This window comes from Arthrobacter sp. Soc17.1.1.1, assembly GCF_036867195.1.
Taxonomy (GTDB): Bacteria; Actinomycetota; Actinomycetes; order Actinomycetales; family Micrococcaceae; genus Arthrobacter_D.
Genome location: NZ_JBAJII010000001.1, coordinates 3,406,324 through 3,425,252, shown reverse-complemented (window position 1 = coordinate 3,425,252; position 18,929 = coordinate 3,406,324). Strand labels below are relative to the sequence as shown.

22 protein-coding genes and 1 pseudogene are annotated in these 18,929 nt (G+C 69.6%); 10 read left to right on the top strand and 13 right to left on the bottom strand.

All coding sequences use genetic code 11. The features are described from left to right. Window positions 1–231: a hypothetical protein gene (locus tag V6S67_RS15865; RefSeq protein WP_334211142.1), complete on the top strand. Its 231-nt coding sequence runs from the start codon at window positions 1–3 to the stop codon at window positions 229–231. Window positions 232–290: 59 nt separating this feature from the next. Here the strand turns inward: V6S67_RS15865 and V6S67_RS15860 are convergent, their stop codons facing one another. After that, the gene (locus tag V6S67_RS15860) at window positions 291–1,106 is read right to left on the bottom strand and encodes a DUF1684 domain-containing protein (protein ID WP_334211141.1); all 816 of its coding nucleotides are present in this window, start codon (window positions 1,104–1,106) and stop codon (window positions 291–293) included. 206 nt (window positions 1,107–1,312) lie between these two features. Between V6S67_RS15860 and ppk2 the strand changes: the two genes are divergently transcribed. Continuing rightward, on the top strand, window positions 1,313–2,494 hold the full coding sequence (ppk2, locus tag V6S67_RS15855) for a polyphosphate kinase 2 (RefSeq protein ID WP_334211140.1): 1,182 nt from the start codon (window positions 1,313–1,315) through the stop codon (window positions 2,492–2,494). A gap of 95 nt (window positions 2,495–2,589) precedes the next feature. Here the strand turns inward: ppk2 and V6S67_RS15850 are convergent, their stop codons facing one another. The 5 genes from V6S67_RS15850 to V6S67_RS15830 all read right to left on the bottom strand — a co-directional run bounded on the left by V6S67_RS15850 (window position 2,590) and on the right by V6S67_RS15830 (window position 7,790). Next, the gene (locus V6S67_RS15850; RefSeq protein WP_334211139.1) at window positions 2,590–3,075 is read right to left on the bottom strand and encodes a DUF4190 domain-containing protein; all 486 of its coding nucleotides are present in this window, start codon (window positions 3,073–3,075) and stop codon (window positions 2,590–2,592) included. 151 nt (window positions 3,076–3,226) lie between these two features. Then, the gene (locus tag V6S67_RS15845; protein WP_334211138.1) at window positions 3,227–4,708 is read right to left on the bottom strand and encodes an APC family permease; all 1,482 of its coding nucleotides are present in this window, start codon (window positions 4,706–4,708) and stop codon (window positions 3,227–3,229) included. Window positions 4,709–4,851: 143 nt separating this feature from the next. Continuing rightward, the gene (locus V6S67_RS15840; RefSeq protein ID WP_334211137.1) at window positions 4,852–6,312 is read right to left on the bottom strand and encodes an amino acid permease; all 1,461 of its coding nucleotides are present in this window, start codon (window positions 6,310–6,312) and stop codon (window positions 4,852–4,854) included. 79 nt (window positions 6,313–6,391) lie between these two features. Further along, complete coding sequence (locus tag V6S67_RS15835) at window positions 6,392–7,012, bottom strand: TetR/AcrR family transcriptional regulator (RefSeq protein WP_334211136.1); 621 nt, start codon at window positions 7,010–7,012, stop codon at window positions 6,392–6,394. Next, window positions 6,996–7,790: a phosphatase PAP2 family protein gene (locus tag V6S67_RS15830; RefSeq protein WP_334211135.1), complete on the bottom strand. Its 795-nt coding sequence runs from the start codon at window positions 7,788–7,790 to the stop codon at window positions 6,996–6,998. Before V6S67_RS15830 ends, V6S67_RS15835 begins: the two co-directional genes overlap by 17 nt. Window positions 7,791–7,898: 108 nt before the next feature. Here V6S67_RS15830 and V6S67_RS15825 point away from each other — a divergent pair, with 108 nt between their 5' ends. Beyond that, window positions 7,899–8,561: a pyridoxine/pyridoxamine 5'-phosphate oxidase gene (locus tag V6S67_RS15825; RefSeq protein ID WP_334211134.1), complete on the top strand. Its 663-nt coding sequence runs from the start codon at window positions 7,899–7,901 to the stop codon at window positions 8,559–8,561. Between the two features lie 31 nt (window positions 8,562–8,592). Here V6S67_RS15825 and V6S67_RS15820 read toward each other — a convergent pair whose 3' ends face one another. The 4 genes from V6S67_RS15820 to V6S67_RS15805 form a co-directional block, all read right to left on the bottom strand. Further along, complete coding sequence (locus V6S67_RS15820; RefSeq protein ID WP_334211133.1) at window positions 8,593–9,612, bottom strand: zinc-binding metallopeptidase family protein; 1,020 nt, start codon at window positions 9,610–9,612, stop codon at window positions 8,593–8,595. Between the two features lie 32 nt (window positions 9,613–9,644). Then, window positions 9,645–10,421 carry a sulfite exporter TauE/SafE family protein gene (locus V6S67_RS15815; RefSeq protein ID WP_334211132.1) on the bottom strand — a complete coding sequence of 259 codons (777 nt, stop codon included), beginning with the start codon at window positions 10,419–10,421 and terminating at the stop codon, window positions 9,645–9,647. A gap of 133 nt (window positions 10,422–10,554) precedes the next feature. Further along, a complete protein-coding gene (locus tag V6S67_RS15810) occupies window positions 10,555–11,169 on the bottom strand; it encodes a Rho termination factor N-terminal domain-containing protein (RefSeq protein ID WP_334211131.1) in 615 nt (204 codons plus the stop codon). A 131-nt stretch (window positions 11,170–11,300) separates the two neighbouring features. Beyond that, window positions 11,301–12,161, bottom strand: coding sequence for an aldo/keto reductase (locus tag V6S67_RS15805; RefSeq protein WP_334211130.1), 861 nt, complete (start codon window positions 12,159–12,161; stop codon window positions 11,301–11,303). Between the two features lie 112 nt (window positions 12,162–12,273). On the opposite strand from V6S67_RS15805, the gene V6S67_RS15800 reads away from it, so the two are divergent. Beyond that, window positions 12,274–12,591 (top strand): hypothetical protein, encoded by a 318-nt coding sequence (locus tag V6S67_RS15800; protein ID WP_334211129.1) that lies wholly within the window; start codon window positions 12,274–12,276, stop codon window positions 12,589–12,591. Then, window positions 12,540–12,680: pseudogene (locus tag V6S67_RS15795) on the top strand (alpha/beta hydrolase); the annotation flags it as partial. The gene V6S67_RS15800 and the pseudogene V6S67_RS15795, both read left to right, overlap by 52 nt. Window positions 12,681–12,809: 129 nt before the next feature. Here the strand turns inward: V6S67_RS15795 and V6S67_RS15790 are convergent. Further along, window positions 12,810–13,010 carry a hypothetical protein gene (locus V6S67_RS15790; RefSeq protein WP_334211639.1) on the bottom strand — a complete coding sequence of 67 codons (201 nt, stop codon included), beginning with the start codon at window positions 13,008–13,010 and terminating at the stop codon, window positions 12,810–12,812. Window positions 13,011–13,152: 142 nt separating this feature from the next. Here V6S67_RS15790 and V6S67_RS15785 point away from each other — a divergent pair, with 142 nt between their 5' ends. Beyond that, window positions 13,153–13,782 (top strand): GNAT family N-acetyltransferase, encoded by a 630-nt coding sequence (locus V6S67_RS15785; RefSeq protein WP_334211128.1) that lies wholly within the window; start codon window positions 13,153–13,155, stop codon window positions 13,780–13,782. Between the two features lie 80 nt (window positions 13,783–13,862). Here V6S67_RS15785 and V6S67_RS15780 read toward each other — a convergent pair whose 3' ends face one another. Beyond that, window positions 13,863–14,864, bottom strand: coding sequence for an NADP-dependent oxidoreductase (locus tag V6S67_RS15780; RefSeq protein ID WP_334211127.1), 1,002 nt, complete (start codon window positions 14,862–14,864; stop codon window positions 13,863–13,865). Window positions 14,865–15,009: 145 nt separating this feature from the next. Between V6S67_RS15780 and V6S67_RS15775 the strand changes: the two genes are divergently transcribed. Further along, window positions 15,010–15,552, top strand: coding sequence for a thioesterase family protein (locus V6S67_RS15775; RefSeq protein WP_334211126.1), 543 nt, complete (start codon window positions 15,010–15,012; stop codon window positions 15,550–15,552). Window positions 15,553–15,596: 44 nt separating this feature from the next. After that, a complete protein-coding gene (locus tag V6S67_RS15770; protein WP_334211125.1) occupies window positions 15,597–15,812 on the top strand; it encodes an AsnC family protein in 216 nt (71 codons plus the stop codon). A 106-nt stretch (window positions 15,813–15,918) separates the two neighbouring features. Here the strand turns inward: V6S67_RS15770 and V6S67_RS15765 are convergent, their stop codons facing one another. Beyond that, window positions 15,919–17,241 carry an APC family permease gene (locus tag V6S67_RS15765; RefSeq protein ID WP_334211124.1) on the bottom strand — a complete coding sequence of 441 codons (1,323 nt, stop codon included), beginning with the start codon at window positions 17,239–17,241 and terminating at the stop codon, window positions 15,919–15,921. Between the two features lie 178 nt (window positions 17,242–17,419). Here V6S67_RS15765 and V6S67_RS15760 point away from each other — a divergent pair, with 178 nt between their 5' ends. Further along, the gene (locus tag V6S67_RS15760; RefSeq protein WP_334211123.1) at window positions 17,420–18,808 is read left to right on the top strand and encodes an OFA family MFS transporter; all 1,389 of its coding nucleotides are present in this window, start codon (window positions 17,420–17,422) and stop codon (window positions 18,806–18,808) included. 1 nt (window position 18,809) lies between these two features. Then, window positions 18,810–18,914, top strand: a complete 105-nt coding sequence (locus V6S67_RS20000) for an MFS transporter small subunit (protein ID WP_442884820.1) — start codon at window positions 18,810–18,812, stop codon at window positions 18,912–18,914. Window positions 18,915–18,929 lie beyond the last annotated feature (15 nt).

Here is an 18,929-nt window from a genome sequence, read left to right as displayed (position 1 = left end):
ATGATCAGCAGCGCAGCAGGACCCGTCATCCGCACCGGCATCGTCCTCCCCGAGGCCGTGCTCCACACCAACATGTTCGCCATCCTGGCGGCCTTCGTCGCGATCAACACGGTCATCTACGCCTCACTGGCGCTGGCCAACGTCCTGCCGAAGATCTACCCCACGGACTGGGTGACCAACCGCAACCGACGCACCGAGACACGGAGCATCTACCCCGAAGCGGAGGCCTGAGGCCACGGCTGCGGCGAGCACCCGAGGCATGACCCCGCAGGCGGCCCCTGCCCTGTCCATCAGGGCAGGGGCCGCTTCTCGCCGCCCTCGATCGGGGCGTCGACGATGTTGCCCGCCACCGGCCGGGGGCAGGTGCCGTACGGGGTGAAGGCGCTCGGGTAGTTGATGGTCCTGTTGAGATCGAGGACCACGGATCCGTCGGGGCGGGGGCGGCGCAGGGTGACCTTGCGCCAGGACGCCGTCGACGTGCCGTTGGTGGCGTCGTGGAACGTGATGGCGAGCGCCCCCGTCCCGTCCTGCGATGCCCGGAGCCGGTGCTCGCGGGGATCGCCGGGGAGTGTGAAGACGACGTCACCGACGGACGTCTGTGTCCCGGGCACGTCGGGATGGGACGTGGAGATGCGCTCGGGCCGCGGCTCCGGGAACGGTTCGAACCGGCCCTCGAGCACGAGGTCGGGCCGGTAGTCGAAGACGGGGGTCCCGCTGAAGCCCGCCAGGGTGGGCGCCTCGGCATCCCTCGTCCGGACGGCGTAGCGGCCGGCGCGGCGCGCCAGTTCCACCACCACGCGGTGCCCGTCCGGCCCGCCGTAGGCCACCCACATGAGCGAGTCCTCGTCGTCGAGCGCGGCGGTGATGGTGCCGTCCACGAGGTGGCCGGTCGACAGGTCGGTCAGGCCGTCGGATGGCCGCGCCGTCACGCTCGCGGTGTCGCCGGCTGCGGACCAGAGGCCCGGCACCTCCCCGACGTCGGCGGGCTGGTCGGGGAGCCAGTGGAAGGACGTCAGGGACAGCCAGCCGTGCGTCTCCGCGAGTGCGGCGTCGCGCGCTGCGCGGAAGCGGATCCAGCGGTCTTCGGCGGTCTGGGTGGGGCTCATGCATCGTCTCCTGGTTCGGGTGCTGCACGGGCTAGAACCCCCATCGCCCGTCCGGCATTCCCCGGAGGCATCCCCCGTGCGAGGGCTGCCTGCGCCGTACCAAGCCCGCGGTGGAGTCGTCCAGCCCGGCCGGGTCGGTCGGGCTGGATGTACCCCCGGAGCGGTGTCTGGAACCATGAAGGACCCGGCGGAAACGAGGAACCGAGATGACCGAGATGACCGAGACGACGGAGACGACGGACGAACCGGCGCAGGAAGCTGCCGGTACTGCCACCGATACCGGTACTGCCATCGACACCGACACCGACACCGATGCCGACACCGCCCGATCAGCGGGCGAGGCGACCGGCGGACCGACCGACGATCCAGGGGAGGGGACGACCTCCGATGCGGCGGTGCTCGGCGACGAGCCGACGGACGCCCTGACCGACGAACCGTCGGACGCTCCTGCCGACAGGACCGGCACGGCAGGTACGGGGATGTCGGATGTCGGGGCACCACCCGACATCCCGGTGCCCACGCCGCACGCGGAGGGCGAGGACCACGTGCTCCTGCCGCACCCGGACCAGCCGACCTGGCGCGAGGACTACCCGTACGACAAGCGGATGACCGAACGCGAGTACCAGAAGGCCAAGCGCGCCCTGCAGATCGAGCTGCTCAAGATGCAGGGGTGGGTGAAGAAGAACCAGGCCAAGGTGGCGGTGCTGTTCGAGGGGCGTGACGCCGCGGGCAAGGGCGGGACGATCAAGCGTTTCACGGAGAACCTGAACCCCCGAGGCGCACGCATCATCGCTCTCGACAAGCCGAGCGAGAAGGAACAGACGCAGTGGTACTTCCAGCGCTACGTCTCGGTGCTCCCCTCGGGCGGCGAGATCGTCCTGTTCGACCGGTCCTGGTACAACCGGGCCGGCGTGGAGCGCGTCATGGGGTTCTGCACCCCCACGGAGTACCTCGAGTTCATGCGGCAGGCCCCCGAGCTCGAGCGCATGCTCGTCCGCGCCGACACGCACCTGATCAAGTTCTGGTTCTCGGTGTCCCGGGCGGAACAGCGCCGCCGCTTCGCCCAGCGCCACACCGACCCTGTGCGCCGCTGGAAGCTGAGCCCCATGGACCTGCAGTCCCTCGACAAGTGGGACGACTACACGGAGGCCAAGGAGGCCATGTTCTTCTACACGAACACCGCGGACGCCCCATGGACGGTCATCAAGAGCAACGACAAGAAGCGGGCCCGCATCGAGGCGCTGCGCTACGTCCTGTCCGTCCTCGACTACGACGAGAAGGACCATGACGTGGTCGGCACGCCGGATCCGCTGATCGTCGGCACCGGGCCGCACTCACGCGTGTTCGAGGCAGGCGAGCAGTCCACGCGCCTGTTCCCCACGCTCTGACGGCACTGACAGCACTGACGGCACTGACGGCACTGACGGCATTGACGGCCCTGACGGCACGGGCCCGGCGGCCGACGGCCCTGACGGCGGCAGGATCAGCTGCTGTAGGTGGACGTGGCGCCCAGCCCGACCACGAGGATCACGAAGAAGATGATCCCCGCGAGGACCGCCAGCGCGTAGAGGATGGTGGTGATCCAGCCGAGCACCTTCCCCGCCGTCGCCGGCACGCCGAGGCGTTCGGCCTTGAGTGCCTGCCAGATCGCGAGCGGCCCGAGGATGATGCCCGCCACGAACAGCCCCACGATCCCGAGGATCAGGGAGAGCTGCGCGGCCTTCTCGCCCTCCATCGACGCGTAGGAGGGCTGGTAGGACCGGTAGGGCCCCGCCTGGTAGCCGCCTGACTGGTACGCACCCGTCGGGTAGTCGCCGGCCTCGTATCCACCGGGCTGGTACGGCTGTTGGTACGGCTGGGTGGGCTGGTAGGGCCTGCTGCCGTAGGCGCCGCCGTCGGACGGGCCGCCGGACTGGTTCTCGGAGCCCCCTGTGGAGGGGCGCTCGCCGGGATACGGATCCTGGGACATCGTGGTTCTCCTGGTTCAGCTGGCGGGTGCCCCGAAGCAGCCGCTCCGGGGCACCATCATCTCCTGTTCCGGGCGCCGGCGCACTCCGGCAGGCGCGATCTGCCGGCCCCTGCAGCGATCTGCAGGGGCATACCGGCGATCCACCGGCGATCTACACCGTGACCTGCTGCTCCGTACGGAGGCGGGAGTGGCGGTAACCGTAGGCGAAGTAGATGACGAAGCCCACCACGAGCCAGCCGGCGAAGAACACCCACGTGATGGTGGCCAGGTTGAACATCAGGTACAGGCACAGTGCGGCCGACGCGATCGGGATGACCTTGCCGAAGGGCACGCGGAACGCGGGCGTGAGATCCGGGCGCCTGCTGCGCAGCACGATGATCCCGAGGCTCACCGTGATGAATGCGGTCAGGGTGCCGATGTTGATCATCTCGGCGAGCACCTCCACCTGGGTGAACCCGGCCAGCAGCGCGACGACGACACCGCAGAGAACCTGCGTGCGCGCCGGCGTGGCGTGCTTGTCCGAGGTGCGGCTCAGCCCGCGGGGCAGGAGGCCGTCGCGGCTGAGGGCGAAGATCACGCGGGCGAGGCCCATGAGCAGCACCATGATGACGGTGGTCAGGCCGATCAGGCTGCCGAGGGAGATGATGCCGGCCGCCCAGTCGGCGCCGACGAGCTGGAAGGCGGTCGCGAGCGACGGCGACCCCGAGGCCCCGAGCTCCGTGTACGGCACCATGCCGGTGACCACGAGGGTCACCAGGATGTAGAGGACGCTCACCACGGCGAGCCCGGCGAAGATACCGCGCGGGAGGGTGCGGCTCGGGTTCTTGACCTCCTCCGCGGAGGTGGCGACGACGTCGAACCCGATGAAGGCGAAGAACACGAGCGCCGCACCCGAGATGATCCCGGTGAAGCCGAAGGCGGCAGGGGAGGCCCCGCTCAGGAAGGAGAGGAAGGGCTGGTCTGCCCAGCCGGCGCCGCTGTCCGCCGCGGGCTGGGAGGCGGGGACGAACGGCGTGAAGTTCTCGGGGCGGACGTAGAAGAAGCCGACCACGATCACGAACAGTACGATCGCGATCTTGATGACGGTGAAGACGCTGTTGACCCGGGCCGAGAGCTTGGTGCCGTAGATGAGCACGGCGGTGAACACCGCGACGATCAGCAGCGGCCCCCACGTCAGGTCGAGGCCCAGGACGCTGATCTCGGCGGGGACGTCGAGGTCCAGGGCCGTGAAGAGATCACCGAGGTAGACGCCCCAGAACTTCGCGATGACGGCGGCCGCCATCAGCAGCTCGAGGATCAGGTTCCAGCCGATGATCCAGGCGAGCAGCTCGCCCATGGTGGCGTAGGTGAACACGTAGGCGCTGCCGGCCACAGGGATCGCGGTGGCGAACTCGGCGTAGCACATGATCGCGAGGGCGCACGTGATGGCCGCCAGCACGAAGGAGATGGTCACGGCCGGGCCGGCATTGAAGGCGGCGGCCTGCGCGCCCACCGAGAAGATCCCCGCCCCGACGGCGACGGCGACGCCCATGATCATGAGGTCCCAGGTGGTGAGGGAACGCTTCAGACCGTGTCCCTTCTCACCGGAGTCCTTGATCGACTGTTCGACGGACTTGGTCCGGAAGAGGTCCATGGAGGTGCTGGTCCTTCGCTGGGTAGGCATCGGTGGGCGACCGACGATGCGCCGCCGGTCCCTGTCGAGGATAGGGACATGGCGGGGCCCGCCGCATCTTCGTTACGGTGCGGCGGGCCCGTTGCCTTCCATGTCGGGAGCGGTCAGGCCTCCCGCTTCGACGGTGCGTGGCGGGGGCTGTCGGGGTTCATGAGCGAGTGCTTGCGGCCGTAGAAGAAGTAGATGAGCAGGCCGATCACGAGCCAGATGCCGAACCGCACCCACGTCTCCCAGTGCAGCTGCAGCATCAGGAACAGGGACGCGAGGACGCCGAAGGCAGGCACGATCGGCATGAGCGGCAGTTTGAAGGTGCGCGGGACCTCGGGCCGCGTGCGGCGCAGCACGATCACCGCGACGCAGACGACGACGAACGCCGCGAGGATGCCGATGTTGGTGAGGTCCGCGACGGCCCGGATGGGGAACACCCCGGCGAGCAGGGCCGAGGCGATACCGGCGATCCAGGTGACCCGCTGCGGGGTGCCGTGACGGTCGGTCGTGGAGAACCAGGCCGGCAGCAGACCGTCGCGGCTCATCGAGAACCACACGCGGGTCACGCCGAGGAGGAAGGTCAGCATGACGGTCAGGATCGAGATCACGGCGAAGGCCGAGATGATGGTCGCGATGACGGGGAGGCCCACGGACTGGAAGGCCGAGGCGAAGCCGGCCGTCGGGCTGATGTCCTCGTAGTTCTGCATACCCGTGAGCACGAGGGTCGCCAGCACGTAGAGGGTCATCGCGATCGCCAGGGACAGGAGGATGGCCTTCGGCATGTGCTTCTTGCCGTCCGTCGCCTCCTCCGCCGCGGTGCTCATGGCGTCGTAGCCGAAGACCGCGAAGAACACGGTGGCGGCACCCGTGAACACGGCGCCGAAGCCCGACGGGAGGAACGGCGAGTAGTTCTCGGCGTTGACGTAGAAGAAGCCGAGGCCCACGATCCCGAGGATCAGCAGGATCTTGAGGCCCACGGCGATGAGCTCGAACCGGCCGAACGTCTTGGTGCCGCGGCTGAGGATGAACGTGATGATCAGGCACACCACGATCGCGGGCACGTTGACCAGGCCGCCCTCGATGGTGTCAGGGGTGCCCTGCATCCAGGTGGGGACGGTGATCCCGATCCCGGACATGAACTCGGTGAAGTACCCCGAGATGCCGATCGCGACGACCGCCACGATCGCGATGTACTCGAGCAGGAGGTCCCAGCCGATGAACCAGCCGATGATCTCCCCCAGGGCCACGTAGCCGTAGGTGTAGGCGGAGCCGGCACGCGGGATCATCCCCGCGAACTCCGCGTAGGACAGCGCCGCGGCGGCGCTCGCGAGGCCGGCGATGAGGAACGAGATCAGCACGGCCGGGCCCACCGGGTCGCCGTCCTCCCCGCCGTTGGCCACGAGGCCGGCGAGCGTGAAGATGCCCACGCCGATGATACCGCCCACGCCGATCGCGGTCAGCTGCCATAGTCCGAGGCTCTTGAACAGGCCGGTGCGGCCTGTCTCGTCCTCGACGTAGTCGATGGGTTTGCGCCGCATTACCGACTGGGTGGCCTGTACGCCTGAGGTCTTCGACATCATCGTCCTTTCCGGGGAGGGGAGTGCACTGTCTTCCCAGCAAGTATGAAGCCGGCTGTCGATCAGCGGAACCCGCTCCTCAGCCGCGGATCGGGCGTTCGCGACCGAGCGCGTCCAGGACGAGGTCCAGGTATCGTTCGAACCCGGCCGGCGGCCCGGCGGGATCGTCGGGGTCGGCGCGGTCGGCGGGCCCGGGGCCGAGTGAGCCGAGCATGCGGATGAGCGCCACCAGGTCCTGTCCCGTGAGATCCGTCCGCGCCGCGCCGTCCTTCCGGAGACGGCGCGCCAGTTCATCGGCGGCCGGCGTGATGCGCCGGCGCAGCAGGGCGAGCCCGGACGACACGAACCGGTGGTCGTGCAGGAGTTCCCGCAGCCCCCGGTCCTCCACCTGCATGCGGGCGGTGGCCCCGACGAAGTGCCGCGCGGCCGCCCACGGGTCGTCGAGCCGGAGCGCTGCTGCGGCGGCGTCGTCGACGTCCACGATGCGCTGCTCCAGGATCGCCTCGATCAGCGTGCGACGGTCCGGGAACCTGCGGTACACCGTGCCGACCCCCACGCCGGCCTCCCGGGCGATGTCCTCGAAGCTGCAGTCCGCGCCGTGCTCGGCGAACATGCGCCGCGCCGCCGCGAGGACCACCTCGCGGTTGCGGCGGGCGTCCCGCCGCAGGGGCCGCCCGGGAGCCTCAGGCGGCTGCGGCACGCGGGCCCGCCCGGTGCAGCCGGAAGGTTAGGAAGAGCCGGTGGACGGTGATGACGACGGCGAGCCAGGCGATCCCGAGGGTCCAGGCCACCAGGACGTCCGTGAGCCAGTGGTGACCGAGGTAGACGCGGCTGAGCCCCATGGTCACCGCGAACAGGATGGCGAGCGCGATCGTGAGCGCACGGGTGCGTTTGCGGTGCTGCCGCAGTACGAGCAGGTACGCGACGACACCGGCGATGACGAGGGCGTTCAGCGAGTGCCCGCTCGGGAACGACGGCGACGACTCGTAGGGCGGGACGGCGAGCTCGACCGGCGGGCGCAGCCGGCCGAAGGCGTCCTTGCCCGCGACGGTCATCAGCAGGGAGCCGAAGGCGGCCGCCGGCAGCAGGATCACGGGGGACCACGATCTGCGGCTCACCGCGAGGAGCACCATGATCGACACGGCGAGGATGGGCATGCCGATGGGCCCGCCGATGTTCGTGTAGCCCGTGATGAAGGCGTTCAGCCCGTCCTGGCGCAGTGAGACGGCGAGGTCCAGCGCCGGGCGGTCGAGGGCGGCGACGCCGTCCGACTCCACGACCGCCTCGTAGACCTCGGCCGACACGGCCGTCAGGGCGGCGGCGATCCCCCCGCCGATCCCGATGAGGAGCAGCAGGGCCCCGTGCGGTCCCGCCCAGCGGGCGAGCGGTCGGACGAACCGCACGAGGAGGCGGCCGATGGGCGACTCCCAGCGGGTGAGGTCCCGGGGTCCTACGTACTGGTCCTGGTGCGCTGGCATCCACCGACTCTATGCCGCCGGCCCGCACGGCAGCACACCCCCGGCGCAGCGGGCGGCCGTTTGCGCCGTTCATCCGCACGTGTCACCTCCGGCCACTAGGCTGACGGCATGACCGAGCCAGGCCTCATCCGCGACCTCGTGCGCGGCGTCCCCGTGTTCCCCGACGACATGCCGCCCTTCGACCCGCTGGCGGCGCCCGACTCCCCGGTGGACCTGTTCGTCGAGTGGTTGACCCGCGCCGTCGAGGACGGCATCGCGGCGCCGCATGCGGTGACCCTCTCCACCGTGGACGACGACGGACTGCCCGACGCACGCGTGGTGATCCTCAAGGACCTCACCCGGTCCGGCTGGCAGGTGGCCTCCAGCGCGGACAGCCCCAAGGGGCGGCAGCTGGCGGCGCACCCCTCCGCCGCGCTCTCGTTCTTCTGGCCCGCAGCGGGCCGGCAGGTGCGCATCCGCGGGACGGTCTCGACCGGCACCACCGAGGAGAACGACGCCGATTTCCAGCGCCGGCACCCCGTGGCCCGGGCCCTCGTGCTGGCAGGGTCGCAGAGCTCGGTGCTGCGCAGCAGGGACGAGCTCGACGACGCCGTCGCGGACCAGGTGGCGCGCATCGAGGCCACCGACGGCCTCGCCTCGACCACGTGGACGGTCTTCACGGTGGCCCCGGACGCCGTCGAGTTCTGGCAGGCGGACCAGGAACGGCGCCACACCCGCCTGCTGTACACGCGGTTCGGCGAGGGCTGGCGCCGGGAGATGCTCTGGCCGTAGGCGTCCCGGACGCCCCGACACCCCGACGCCGTCAGGCCGCCCCGTCGACCACCGGCTCCCCGACGCGGACGCGCAGCGCGTGCACGAAGTCCAGCTTCTCGATGACGGCGGGCGGCAGGACGAACGGGTACAGGTCGTTGGCGCCCATGCTGCGGTTGACCTGGTTCAGGGCCACCGAGAGCGGGATCCAGGTCTCGCGGACCACCTCGCCGAAGTCCTCGGAGCTGTTCGGCCCGGGGCCTTCGGCGAGCCCGTACTGCAGGGCCGTGTCCACGGTGTCGCAGATGTGCAGGTAGTGCGCGAACGTCTCGGCGAAGTCCTCGTAGGGGTGCATGGTGGCATATGTCGAGATGTGCTCCCGGCGCCAGTCCTCGGGCGCACCCTCCGCGTAGTGCCGCTCGAGGGCGTCCTGGTAGCTGGCCCGGTCGTCGCCGAAGAGGCTGCGGGCCCGTTCCGTCAGGGCCGGGTCGGAGAAGACGAGGGTGCCCTCGAAGTAGTGGCCGGTCTCGTGGCGGAAGTGTCCCAGCATGGTGCGGTAGGGCTCCTCGAGCTTGGCCCGCATCTTCTCGCGGTGGGAGTCCACGGTCTCGGCGAGATCGATGGTGATCAGGCCGTTCTGGTGCCCGATGACCACCTTCTCCTCGACGCTGGAGAGCAGGTCGAAAGCGAGCCCGCGCTCGGGGTTCCGGGTGCGGTCCTCGATCGGCAGGCCGAGCACGTCCAGCTCGTAGATGAGGTGCCGTTTGGACCGCTCGGCGTCGAGGAACTGGGCCAGGCCGGTGGTGTCGTGGTCGTCCGGGCGGCTGCGGGTGAGAGTGCAGCTGAAGCATTCGTCGCCCTCCTCCCGCACCAGCCACGTGCACCCCGAGAGCGTGAGGTTGACGCAGCGGCGCAGGGACAGGCCGTCGAGGTCCCGGTACACGCCGTCGTCGTCCAGCGGCGCGATGATGCGCTCGCCGCGATGGAAGCCGAGCTGCGTGCCGCAGGCGAGGCAGCGGGAGTTCTCGAAGAACAGGGGCGCCGAGCAGACGGCGCAGGTGAAGCGTTGCATGGGATTCCTGCTTCCGGGGTGGTGGGTGGCGGTCAGCCGAAGAACACGATGCGGATCAGCGCCGCGGTGCCGATGACGAGGATGGTGGCGCGTAGCGCGAGGGGTGAGAGCCGGCGGCCCACCCGGGCGCCGAGGAATCCGCCGAGGGTGGCCCCGACGGCGATGATGAGCACCAGCGCCCAGTTGATCGAGCTCCACGCGAACACCATGAACGTGACGGCCGCGACGCCGTTGACGGCGGTGGTCAGGACGTTCTTGATGGCGTTGATGCGCTGGAGGCTCTCGATGGTGACCATGCTCATCAGGCCGACGATGAGGATGCCCTGCGCGGCCCCGAAGTACCCGCCGTACACCCCGAGGACGCCGATGCCGGCGAGCAGGACCAGCGAGCGGCGCCGGGAGGGGGCGGCGTCGGGGTCGGCATCGCCCGCCTTCGCGGCAGCCGCGCGCTGCACGCGCGGCGCCAGCGCCACCATGGCGAGGCCGATGAGGATGAGGACGGGCACGATCGCCTGGAAGGCCGCCGCCGGGAGCACGAGCAGCAGCAGTGCGCCGCCCAGCCCGCCGAGCACCGACAGCGGCAGCAGCTTCAGGAGGAGCCGCCTGTTGGCGGCGATCTCGCGGCGGTACCCCCACGAACCGGACAGGCCGCCGCCCACGAGGCCGATGTTGTTCGAGATGTTGGCGACGATCGGCGGGTAACCGAACAGCAGGAGGGTCGGGAAGGTCACGAGCGTCCCGGAGCCCACCACCACATTGATCATGCCTGCCCAGAAGCCGGCGACCAGGATCACGGCGATCTCGAGCACGCGGGGTCCTCTCGGTGGATGGAGGGAGCCCGCCGGGCCGGGGCATCGCCGTCAGGAAGGCGCGGCTGCCGGCGGAAGGGGCACCACGCCAAGGATATGCCCGATCACCCTCGCCCCCGGTCAGGGCGCCCCGTCAGGCATCCTCGCGGTCGGGGCTCTCGAGGATGAAGAAGTTCGACTGCTTCCCGTCCTTGCGCTGCTCCTGGTAGACGAAGTTCAGCCGGCGCTCGTCGAACGTCCGGAACCACTCGTCCCAGCTCACGTGGCGCAGCTTGTCGGTGTCCTCGTTGAAATCGAGGCGGAGGACTCCGAGATGGTCGCCATGGTCCGTCCCCTCCACCGCGGCCGGGCGCGCGCCGCGGGATTCCGCCCACTGCTTGATGACCTCGTGGTGCGTCGTCGCCAGGCTGCGGCCCTCGCGCTCGGGGTCCTCGTCGGGAGAGGTGATCTCCTGGGAGTACTTGAGGGACTTCGAGGTCTCGGGTCCTGTGCGGATCCTGCCGCCGTCGGGTCCGGCGCCGACCTCGTCGGGATCCTCGGGCCCGTCGCCGGACCCGTCCGACCCCGTGGCGTGGCCCTGCTTCGCCTCGGCGACCGCGTCGACGAGTTCGGCCTTCCGCATCCCGGAGGTGCCCGGGAGTCCCTCCTGCCTGGCCTCCTCGCGGAGCTCGTCCACTGTCATGCCGCGCAGGTCCGTCTCGCTGACGTCAGGAGTGTTCGGTGTCTGGTTGCCGGGTTCGTCCGCCATGCTGATCTTCCTTCCGGTCGATGCCCCCGCGCAGGCCGGATCACCCGGCCCGCGCGAAGAACTAAGCGTGCTTACTACGTTCCCGGCGGGCGGGGCCGGTGTCAAGGAGAACCGGTGGCCCCGGCGGCAGGTCAGTGCCCGAACTCGTCCGAGTCCACGATCTCCGCGTCGCCGGTGTCCAGCGTGTAGAGGCGGGCGAGCTCCGCGCCCGAGAGCTCGAAGTCGAAGATGTCGAGGTTCTCCGCCAGGCGCCGCGGATCGGAGGACTTCGGGATGGCGACCATGCCCTGCTGCACGTGCCAGCGCAGCACCACCTGCGCCGGTGTCCGGCCGTGCGCCTCGGCGATTGCCACCAGTCCGGGCTCGTCGAGGAGCCCGCCGCCCTGGCCCAGGGGGCTCCACGACTCGGTCACGATGCCATGCTCGTTGTGGAAGGCGCGTTCCTCGATGCGCGGCCGCTGCGGGTCCAGCTGGATCTGGTTCACATCGGGGACGATCCCGGCATCGATGACCTGCTGCAGGTGGGCCGGCTTGTAGTTGGAGGTGCCCACGGCGCGGACGAGCCCCTCCTCCAGCAGTGCGGCGATGCCCTGCACGGCCTCCACCTGGCGGCCCTGGTCCGGATTGGGCCAGTGCACGAGCAGGAGGTCGATGTAGTCGAGGCCCAGGAGCGCGCTGCTCGCCTCGAAGGCGCGCCGGACGCCGTCCCTGCCGTGGTATTCGCGGTTGAACTTGGTGGTGACGAACAGTTCCTCGCGGGGCACGCCGGAGCGGCGGATCCCTTCGCCCACGCCCTTCTCGTTGCGGTAGTTCTCGGCGGTGTCGATCAGCCGGTAGCCGGTCCCGATCGCCCGCTCCACGGTGTCCGCTGCACCGGCGTCGTCCAGCGGCCAGGTTCCGAGCCCGAGGAGGGGGAGGTGGGCGCCGCTGCGCAGCTGGACGGTGGGGGCCAGGGCCATGGGGAACTCCTGCTCGGGGGGATGTGTCCGCACCAGCCTTTCCCGCCCGCGCCTGCGGCGTCAACCGGACAGGCCCTGTATCTCCACCGTAGAGATATATCCTTGGCGTGTCCCCAGGGCGCGGAGCGCCGGGAGAAGGCCTGCCATGCTGCACCGTGCCCCCGCCGCATGCTCCGCCATCGCTCTCCTCGTCACACCGCTGTGGCTCTTCGCCACGAACCCCGCGGTGGCGCGGTCGCACCCGCTGCTGCCGGCGCTCCTGATCGCAGCACTCGTCGCCGGATCCGGTGTGGCGGCGCTGACGCTCCGTGCAGCGAGGAGGCCTCCGCCGGCCCGGCGGCATCCGGTGCGGGCGGGGATCGGCGCGCTGGCGGTGATCGCCCCGGAGCCCGCGTCGAGGCTCTCGCCTACGTGCCGCTCCTGGCCCGCGTGGCGCAGGAGGGGACCACCGTCGTCGTCCTGAAGGAGCCGCTCGGCATCGCGCTGCTCCAGACGGGGCAGGCGCGTTCGGCCCTGGCTGCCCATCCTGGGATCACCGCGTGGACGGTGGGCGGCCATTCTCTCGGCGGTGTCTCGGCATCCGTCGTCGCGGCAGGGAACGACGACGTGGACCGGCGGCGGCTGCCGGCCGACGCCCGCTTCGCGGAGATCAGCGGGGGGAGTGCATGCCTTCTTCGGCGACTACGGGGACCAGCCCGGCGACGGGGTCGCCACCACGGACCGGCGGACGGCGCAGGACGGGATCGTCGCGGTGACGAACGGATTCCTCGGGCGCCAGCCGACGAGACCGGAGCTGGAGGTCCAGGATCGCCCGGGCGTCGACCGCGCGGGTACGTCGCCCGCCGTGGTCCGGCCGCCGTCAGGCCGGGCCGATCGCGGCATCACTATTCCTTCGAGCCGGAGGCCCGGAACCGCTTCGATGAAGATATAGTAAGGCTCCTTCATTTCCCATCGGGAAAGAATGCGCCTATAGTTTCTGAAAGGCCTAGCAGCGGGCCATCGAACCACGATCGTGGAGCTGACCATGGAAACAACCTCTTTTGCCGATTACGGGCACCAGTCCGCGCAGCCGACTGACGTGGACCAGGCGGGGTGGGGTGCCATTCCCCGGATCTCGCCCAGCCCCCTGCCTCGCACCGACGACGCGGAATTCCCCGAGGACCTGTCCGTCGTCTCGACGCGCCAGCTGCGCGTCCTGTGCAACCAGGCCTACCGCCTGCTCGATCGGGACTTCCCGCCGATCGAGGCAGTGGCCCACTACGAACTGCTGGTCGAGGAGATCGAGCGGCGCGAGGTGCAGGCGGAGGTGCGCTCCGCTCCCGTGAGGACCCGCAGCGGGTTCCGGGACAACGCCCTGTTCGCCCGCTTCGAGCTGTTCAGCGACGGCACGATGGTCGGGCATGTCAAGTACGAGATGAAGGGGGCGCACGCGGTCCTGATCCAGTCCGTCGTGGACCCGCGCTTCGACGCCGTCGACGTCGAGCCGGCGCTCATCCGCCAGGTCCTGCTCAATGCCCACAGGCGCCGCATCGCCGTCGTCCCCTACTGCCCGCGCGTCCGCGAGTTCCTCACGGAGTTCCCGCAGTACCGTGCGCTCCTGCCGGTCGACCAGCGCAAGCGGCTCGAGGCGGCACTGCGCGCGGCGGAGGCCTAGCCGGAACCGGGCACCGTCGGGATCGCGGTCCGGCAGGGGCCGCCGGCCCGGCCGGGGTCCCTGCCGCACCCGCGGAGCGGTCAGGGGCGCACGAGCATCTTGCCGGTGTTGGCGCCGTCCATCATGTCCAGGAAGGCGCTGACGGCGTTCTGGATGCCGTCGACGACCGTCTCGTCGAACACCACGCTGCCGTCGGCGAGCCAGCCCGTCATCCTCTCCGCGAACTCGGCCTGCAGGTCCTGGTGCTGGCCGACGATGAATCCCTCGAGTTTCAGGGAGTTCTTCACGAGGTTGGCCATGTTGTCGGGGCCCGGGATGCGCTCCGTGGCGTTGTACTGGGAGATGGCTCCGCAGAGCGCGGCACGGCCACCGCGGTTGAGGCGGTCGAGTGCCGCCTCGAGGTGATCTCCGCCCACGTTGTCGAAGTAGACATTGATGCCGTCGGGTGTGACGCTCCGGAGCTGCTTCCGGACGGGGGCGTCCTTGTAGTTGAACGCGTCGTCGTACCCGTACTTCTCCTTCAGGAGTGCCACCTTCTCGTCCGACCCGGCCGAGCCGATGACCCGTGACGCGCCGAGCTTGCGGGCCACCTGCCCCGCGATGGAGCCGACGGCGCCGGCTGCTCCGGAGATGAAGACGATGTCCCCCTCCTGCAGTCCTGCCACCCGCTTCAGTCCGGCGTACGCGGTGAGCCCGGTCATGCCGGCGGCGCCGAGGAAGACCGACAGGGGCAGGTCCGTCTCCGGGAGGGCGGAGAAGTGGCCGGCGGGCCCCTGCGCGACATCACGCCAGCCGAGGCTGTGGAGGACCGCGCTGCCCACGGGGAGGGCGTCGGAGGTCGACTCCACGACCCTGCCCACGGCGCCACCCGTCATGGTCTCGCCCAGCTCGAACGGCGGGATGTAGGACTTGGAGTCGCTCATCCGGCCCCGCATGTAGGGGTCGACGGACACGTACTCGTTGCGGACGCGCACCTCGTTCTCCCCGAGTGCGGCGAGCTCGACCTCCACCGTGGCGAAATCCTCGGCGGTGGGAACTCCGACGGGGCGTGAGACGAGCTGGATCTGGGTGCTGGTGGTCATGACTGCTCCTGGTGCTGATCGATTCCTCGTGGATGGTGTCCTGACGGCGACAACGGCCAAAGCGGAGAAAATATTCCGTTTTGGCCGTTGTCGCGCACTCACCGGCGTCGTCGACGGCTATGTTACCGATGAGTAATATGACGGCATGCACCTGTTCCTCCGCACGATGCTGCAACTGTTCGTCTCCGGCAGGCGGCCCGCCCTCGGCATCTGGGACTCCGGCAGCATCCCCCTGCGCGTCCTCCTGACGGACATCGACATCGCGCTGCACATGAACAACGGCATGTACTTCTCGGTGTTCGACCTCGGGCGCTTCGACCTCATGGTCCGCAGCGGTGTCTGGCGGATGATGCGAGCGCGCCGATGGAGTCCCGTCGCGGCAGGGGAGACGATCAGCTTCCGCAGGTCGCTACAGCTCGGCCAGCGGTACTCCGTCGAGACCCGCATCCTCGGTCTCGACGAGCGCGCCATCTACTTCGAGCAGCGCGCCGTGTCCGACGGCGAGATCTACGCGCGGGCAGTGATCGCCACGCGGCTCGTCTCCGCCGACGGCCCGGTCAGCAACGAGGACATCATCGCGGCCTTCGGCGCGCCGCCCGAGGATCTCGTGCTGCCCGGGTGGATCCACGAGTGGCGCCTCAACAACACGCTTCCGAGCACGCGCAGGCCCGCCCCGCATGCCTGGTGAGCGCACCCTTGCCTCCACCTCCGTTTGTCAACTAATGTTGACGTATGGAGGTGGAGCGCATGAGGACACTCGTCGGCTCGATGGATGGGAAGGGGCCCGCGGAATCACTGCGGGCGATCGCCGAACTGCACCGGGAGGTGGGGAGGGCGGAGGCCGGCCTCGTGCGCGGCGCACGCCAGGCCGGGCTGTCCTGGGAGGCCATCGCCCAGAGCCTGGGCGTGAGCAAGCAGGCGGTGCACCGCAAGTACGGCAAGCGGTAGGAGCCCCGGTGCGGACAGGGGAGCGTCCCGCCTCCCCTGTGCGCACCGGGTCTTGTCCTGCCGGGTCCTGTGCCGGCGCATGCCGGCGACAGATGCCGGCTGCGCGTTACCGGGCGGGCTTCGTCCGGCCGCGCACCAGGTGCTGGACCCCGTAGAGGGCGAGCCCGAGGGCCAGGAGGATCCCGGCGCGGAGCCAGATCTCACCGGTCTGCTGCGTGAGCAGCAGGAGGCAGGACGCGATCGCGAGGTACGGGAAGATCGCCGGGATGCGGAAGTGGCGGTGGTCCACCGTGTCCTTCCGCAGCACGATCACCGCGATGTTGGTGCTGAGGAACACGAACAGCAGGAGCAGGACGACCGTCTGCGAGAGCGACTCGAGCCCGCCCGTGAGCGTCAGTGCCATGGCCACGAGGGTGGTGGCGATGATCGCGACCCAGGGGGTGCGGCGGTTGGGGAGCACGCGGTCGAACACCGACGGGAACAGCCCCTGCTCCGCCATCCCGTAGGTCAGGCGGCTGGACATGATCATCGTGAGCAGGGCGCCGTTGGCGACGGCGATGAGGGCCACGAGGCTGAAGAGCCAGTTCGGGATGCCCGCGCCGGTCGCGGCGACGACGTCGAGCAGTGGTGAACTCGAGCCGGCGAGCTGCTCGGGGGCGAGCGCCGCGGAGGACGCGAGACCGATGAGGAGGTACACCACGCCGGCGGTCAGGAGGGCACCGAAGAGGGCACGGGGGTAGACGCGGCTCACGTCCTCGACCTCCTCGGCGACGTTCGCGGACACCTCGAAGCCGACGAAGGAGTAGTAGGCGACCAGGGCTGCGGACAGCGTCGCGGACGCCACGCCCACGCCGGGCGGGAACTCGGTGACACGGGAAATGTCGCCGTTGCCGCCGCCCACGAAGATGCCGACGACGACGATGACCAGCACCAGGCCCGACACCTCGATGACGGTCATGACCACATTGCTGCGGACCGACTCCTTGATGCCGCGCATGTTCAGCAGGGCCAGCAGGACGAGGAACACCAGGGCCGCGGGTGCAGGCGGAACGTCGATGAAGGTGGTGAGGTACCCGCCGGCGAAGGCCTGGGCGAGGCCGGCCGCGCTCGTCACGCCGGCGGCGAGCATGCTGAAACCGACGAGGAACGAGATGAACGGCCTCCTGAACGCGCGTTCGGCGAAGACCGCGGCACCTCCGGCCTTCGGGTACTTGGTGACGAGTTCGGCGTACGACCCGGCGGTCAGCAGGGCCAGGGCCAGGGCCACCATGAGGGGGACCCAGATGGCGCCACCGACCTGCTCGGAGATCACGCCGACGAGCGCGTAGACGCCCGCGCCCAGGACGTCGCCGAGGATGAAGAGGTACAGCAGCGGCCCCGAGATGCCGCGCTTCAATCTGGTGTCGGGAACCTGCTCAGTGGTGGACATAGGGGCCATTCTAGGCGAGAACACTAAGCCTGCTGGCTATTATGGGGCCGCCCCTACCACTCGGCGCGCCAGGAGCGCCACCTGCCGGGGAAGAGTGTCCGGCGGGTGTGATCCACAGCATACTTGCCTGTATCAATCATGGCCGGGATCGGCCACTCATGCTATGGAGAGGGCATCGATGAGCTGGCTGGACCGCGAGAACACCATCGCACCACCGGGATACAACCGCTGGCTCATCCCGCCGGCGGCGCTCGCCGTCCACCTGTGCATCGGCCAGGCGTACGCCACGAGCGTGTACAAGACGGCGCTGACGGCCCACTTCGATGCCACCCTCACCCAGATCGGCATCATCTTCTCGATCGCGATCGTGATGCTCGGCCTGTCGGCGGCCGTGCTCGGCACGTGGGTGGACCGCAACGGACCCCGCAAGGCGATGGCCGCCTCCGCCGTGTTCTGGACCTCGGGCTTCCTCGTCGGAGCGCTCGGCATCTTCACCCAGCAGCTGTGGCTCGTCTACATCGGGTACGGCTTCATCGGCGGGATCGGACTCGGCATCGGCTACATCTCGCCGGTATCGACGCTGATCAAGTGGTTCCCCGACCGTCCCGGCCTCGCCACCGGCATGGCCATCATGGGCTTCGGCGGCGGCGCGCTCATCGCCAGCCCGCTGTCCACGCAGCTGCTGCGCATGTACGACCCGAACTCCGGCGCCGAGGGCTGGGTGGCCAGCGGCGACGCCGTCGGGAAGCTGTTCCTCACGCTCGCCGTCGTCTACTTCGTCTACATGATGTTCGGTGCCCTCACCATCAAGGTGCCGGCCGACGGCTGGAAGCCCGAGGGGTTCGATCCCTCGAAGCTGAAGTCCAAGCCGCTCGTCACCACGGACAACGTGTCCGCCGCCAACGCGATCAGGACCCGCCAGTTCTGGCTCGTCTGGGTCGTCCTGTTCTGCAACGTGACGGCCGGCATCGGCATCCTCGAGCAGGCGTCACCGATGATCCAGGACTTCTTCCGCGGCGCGGACGGCACGACGGCGGTCACCGTCGCCGTGGCCGGCGGCTTCGTGGGACTCCTGTCCATCGGCAACATGGGCGGGCGGTTCGTCTGGTCGACGACGTCGGACATCATCGGACGCAAGCGCATCTACATGGTCTACCTCGGGGTCGGGGCGGTGCTCTACGCGATGCTCGCCCTCGCCGGCTCATCCACCACGCTGCTCTTCGTCGTCCTGGCCTTCGTGATCATCTCCTTCTACGGCGGCGGATTCGCCACCGTCCCCGCCTACCTGCGCGACCTGTTCGGGACGTACCAGGTCGGTGCGATCCATGGCCGGCTGCTCACCGCATGGTCCGCCGCCGGTATCGCGGGGCCGCTGATCGTCAATGCGTTCCTCGACTCGCAGGGCACGCCGGGCGAGCTGACCGCTGGTGCCTACCAGCCCGCGCTGCTCACCATGGTGGGCCTGCTGATCGTGGGCTTCATCGCCAACCTGCTGGTCCGGCCGGTCGATCCCCGCTTCCACGAACCCGTCCCCGGGGCACCCCGAGAATTCGCGAAGGAGGCCTGACATGGCCGGAGCACGCATCGCAGCCGTCTGGGCGCTCGTCGGAGTGCCCCTCGCCTACGGCGTCTTCCAGACGCTCACGCGCGTCGCGGCGCTGTTCGGCGGCTGAGCCAGGGGCCGGGAC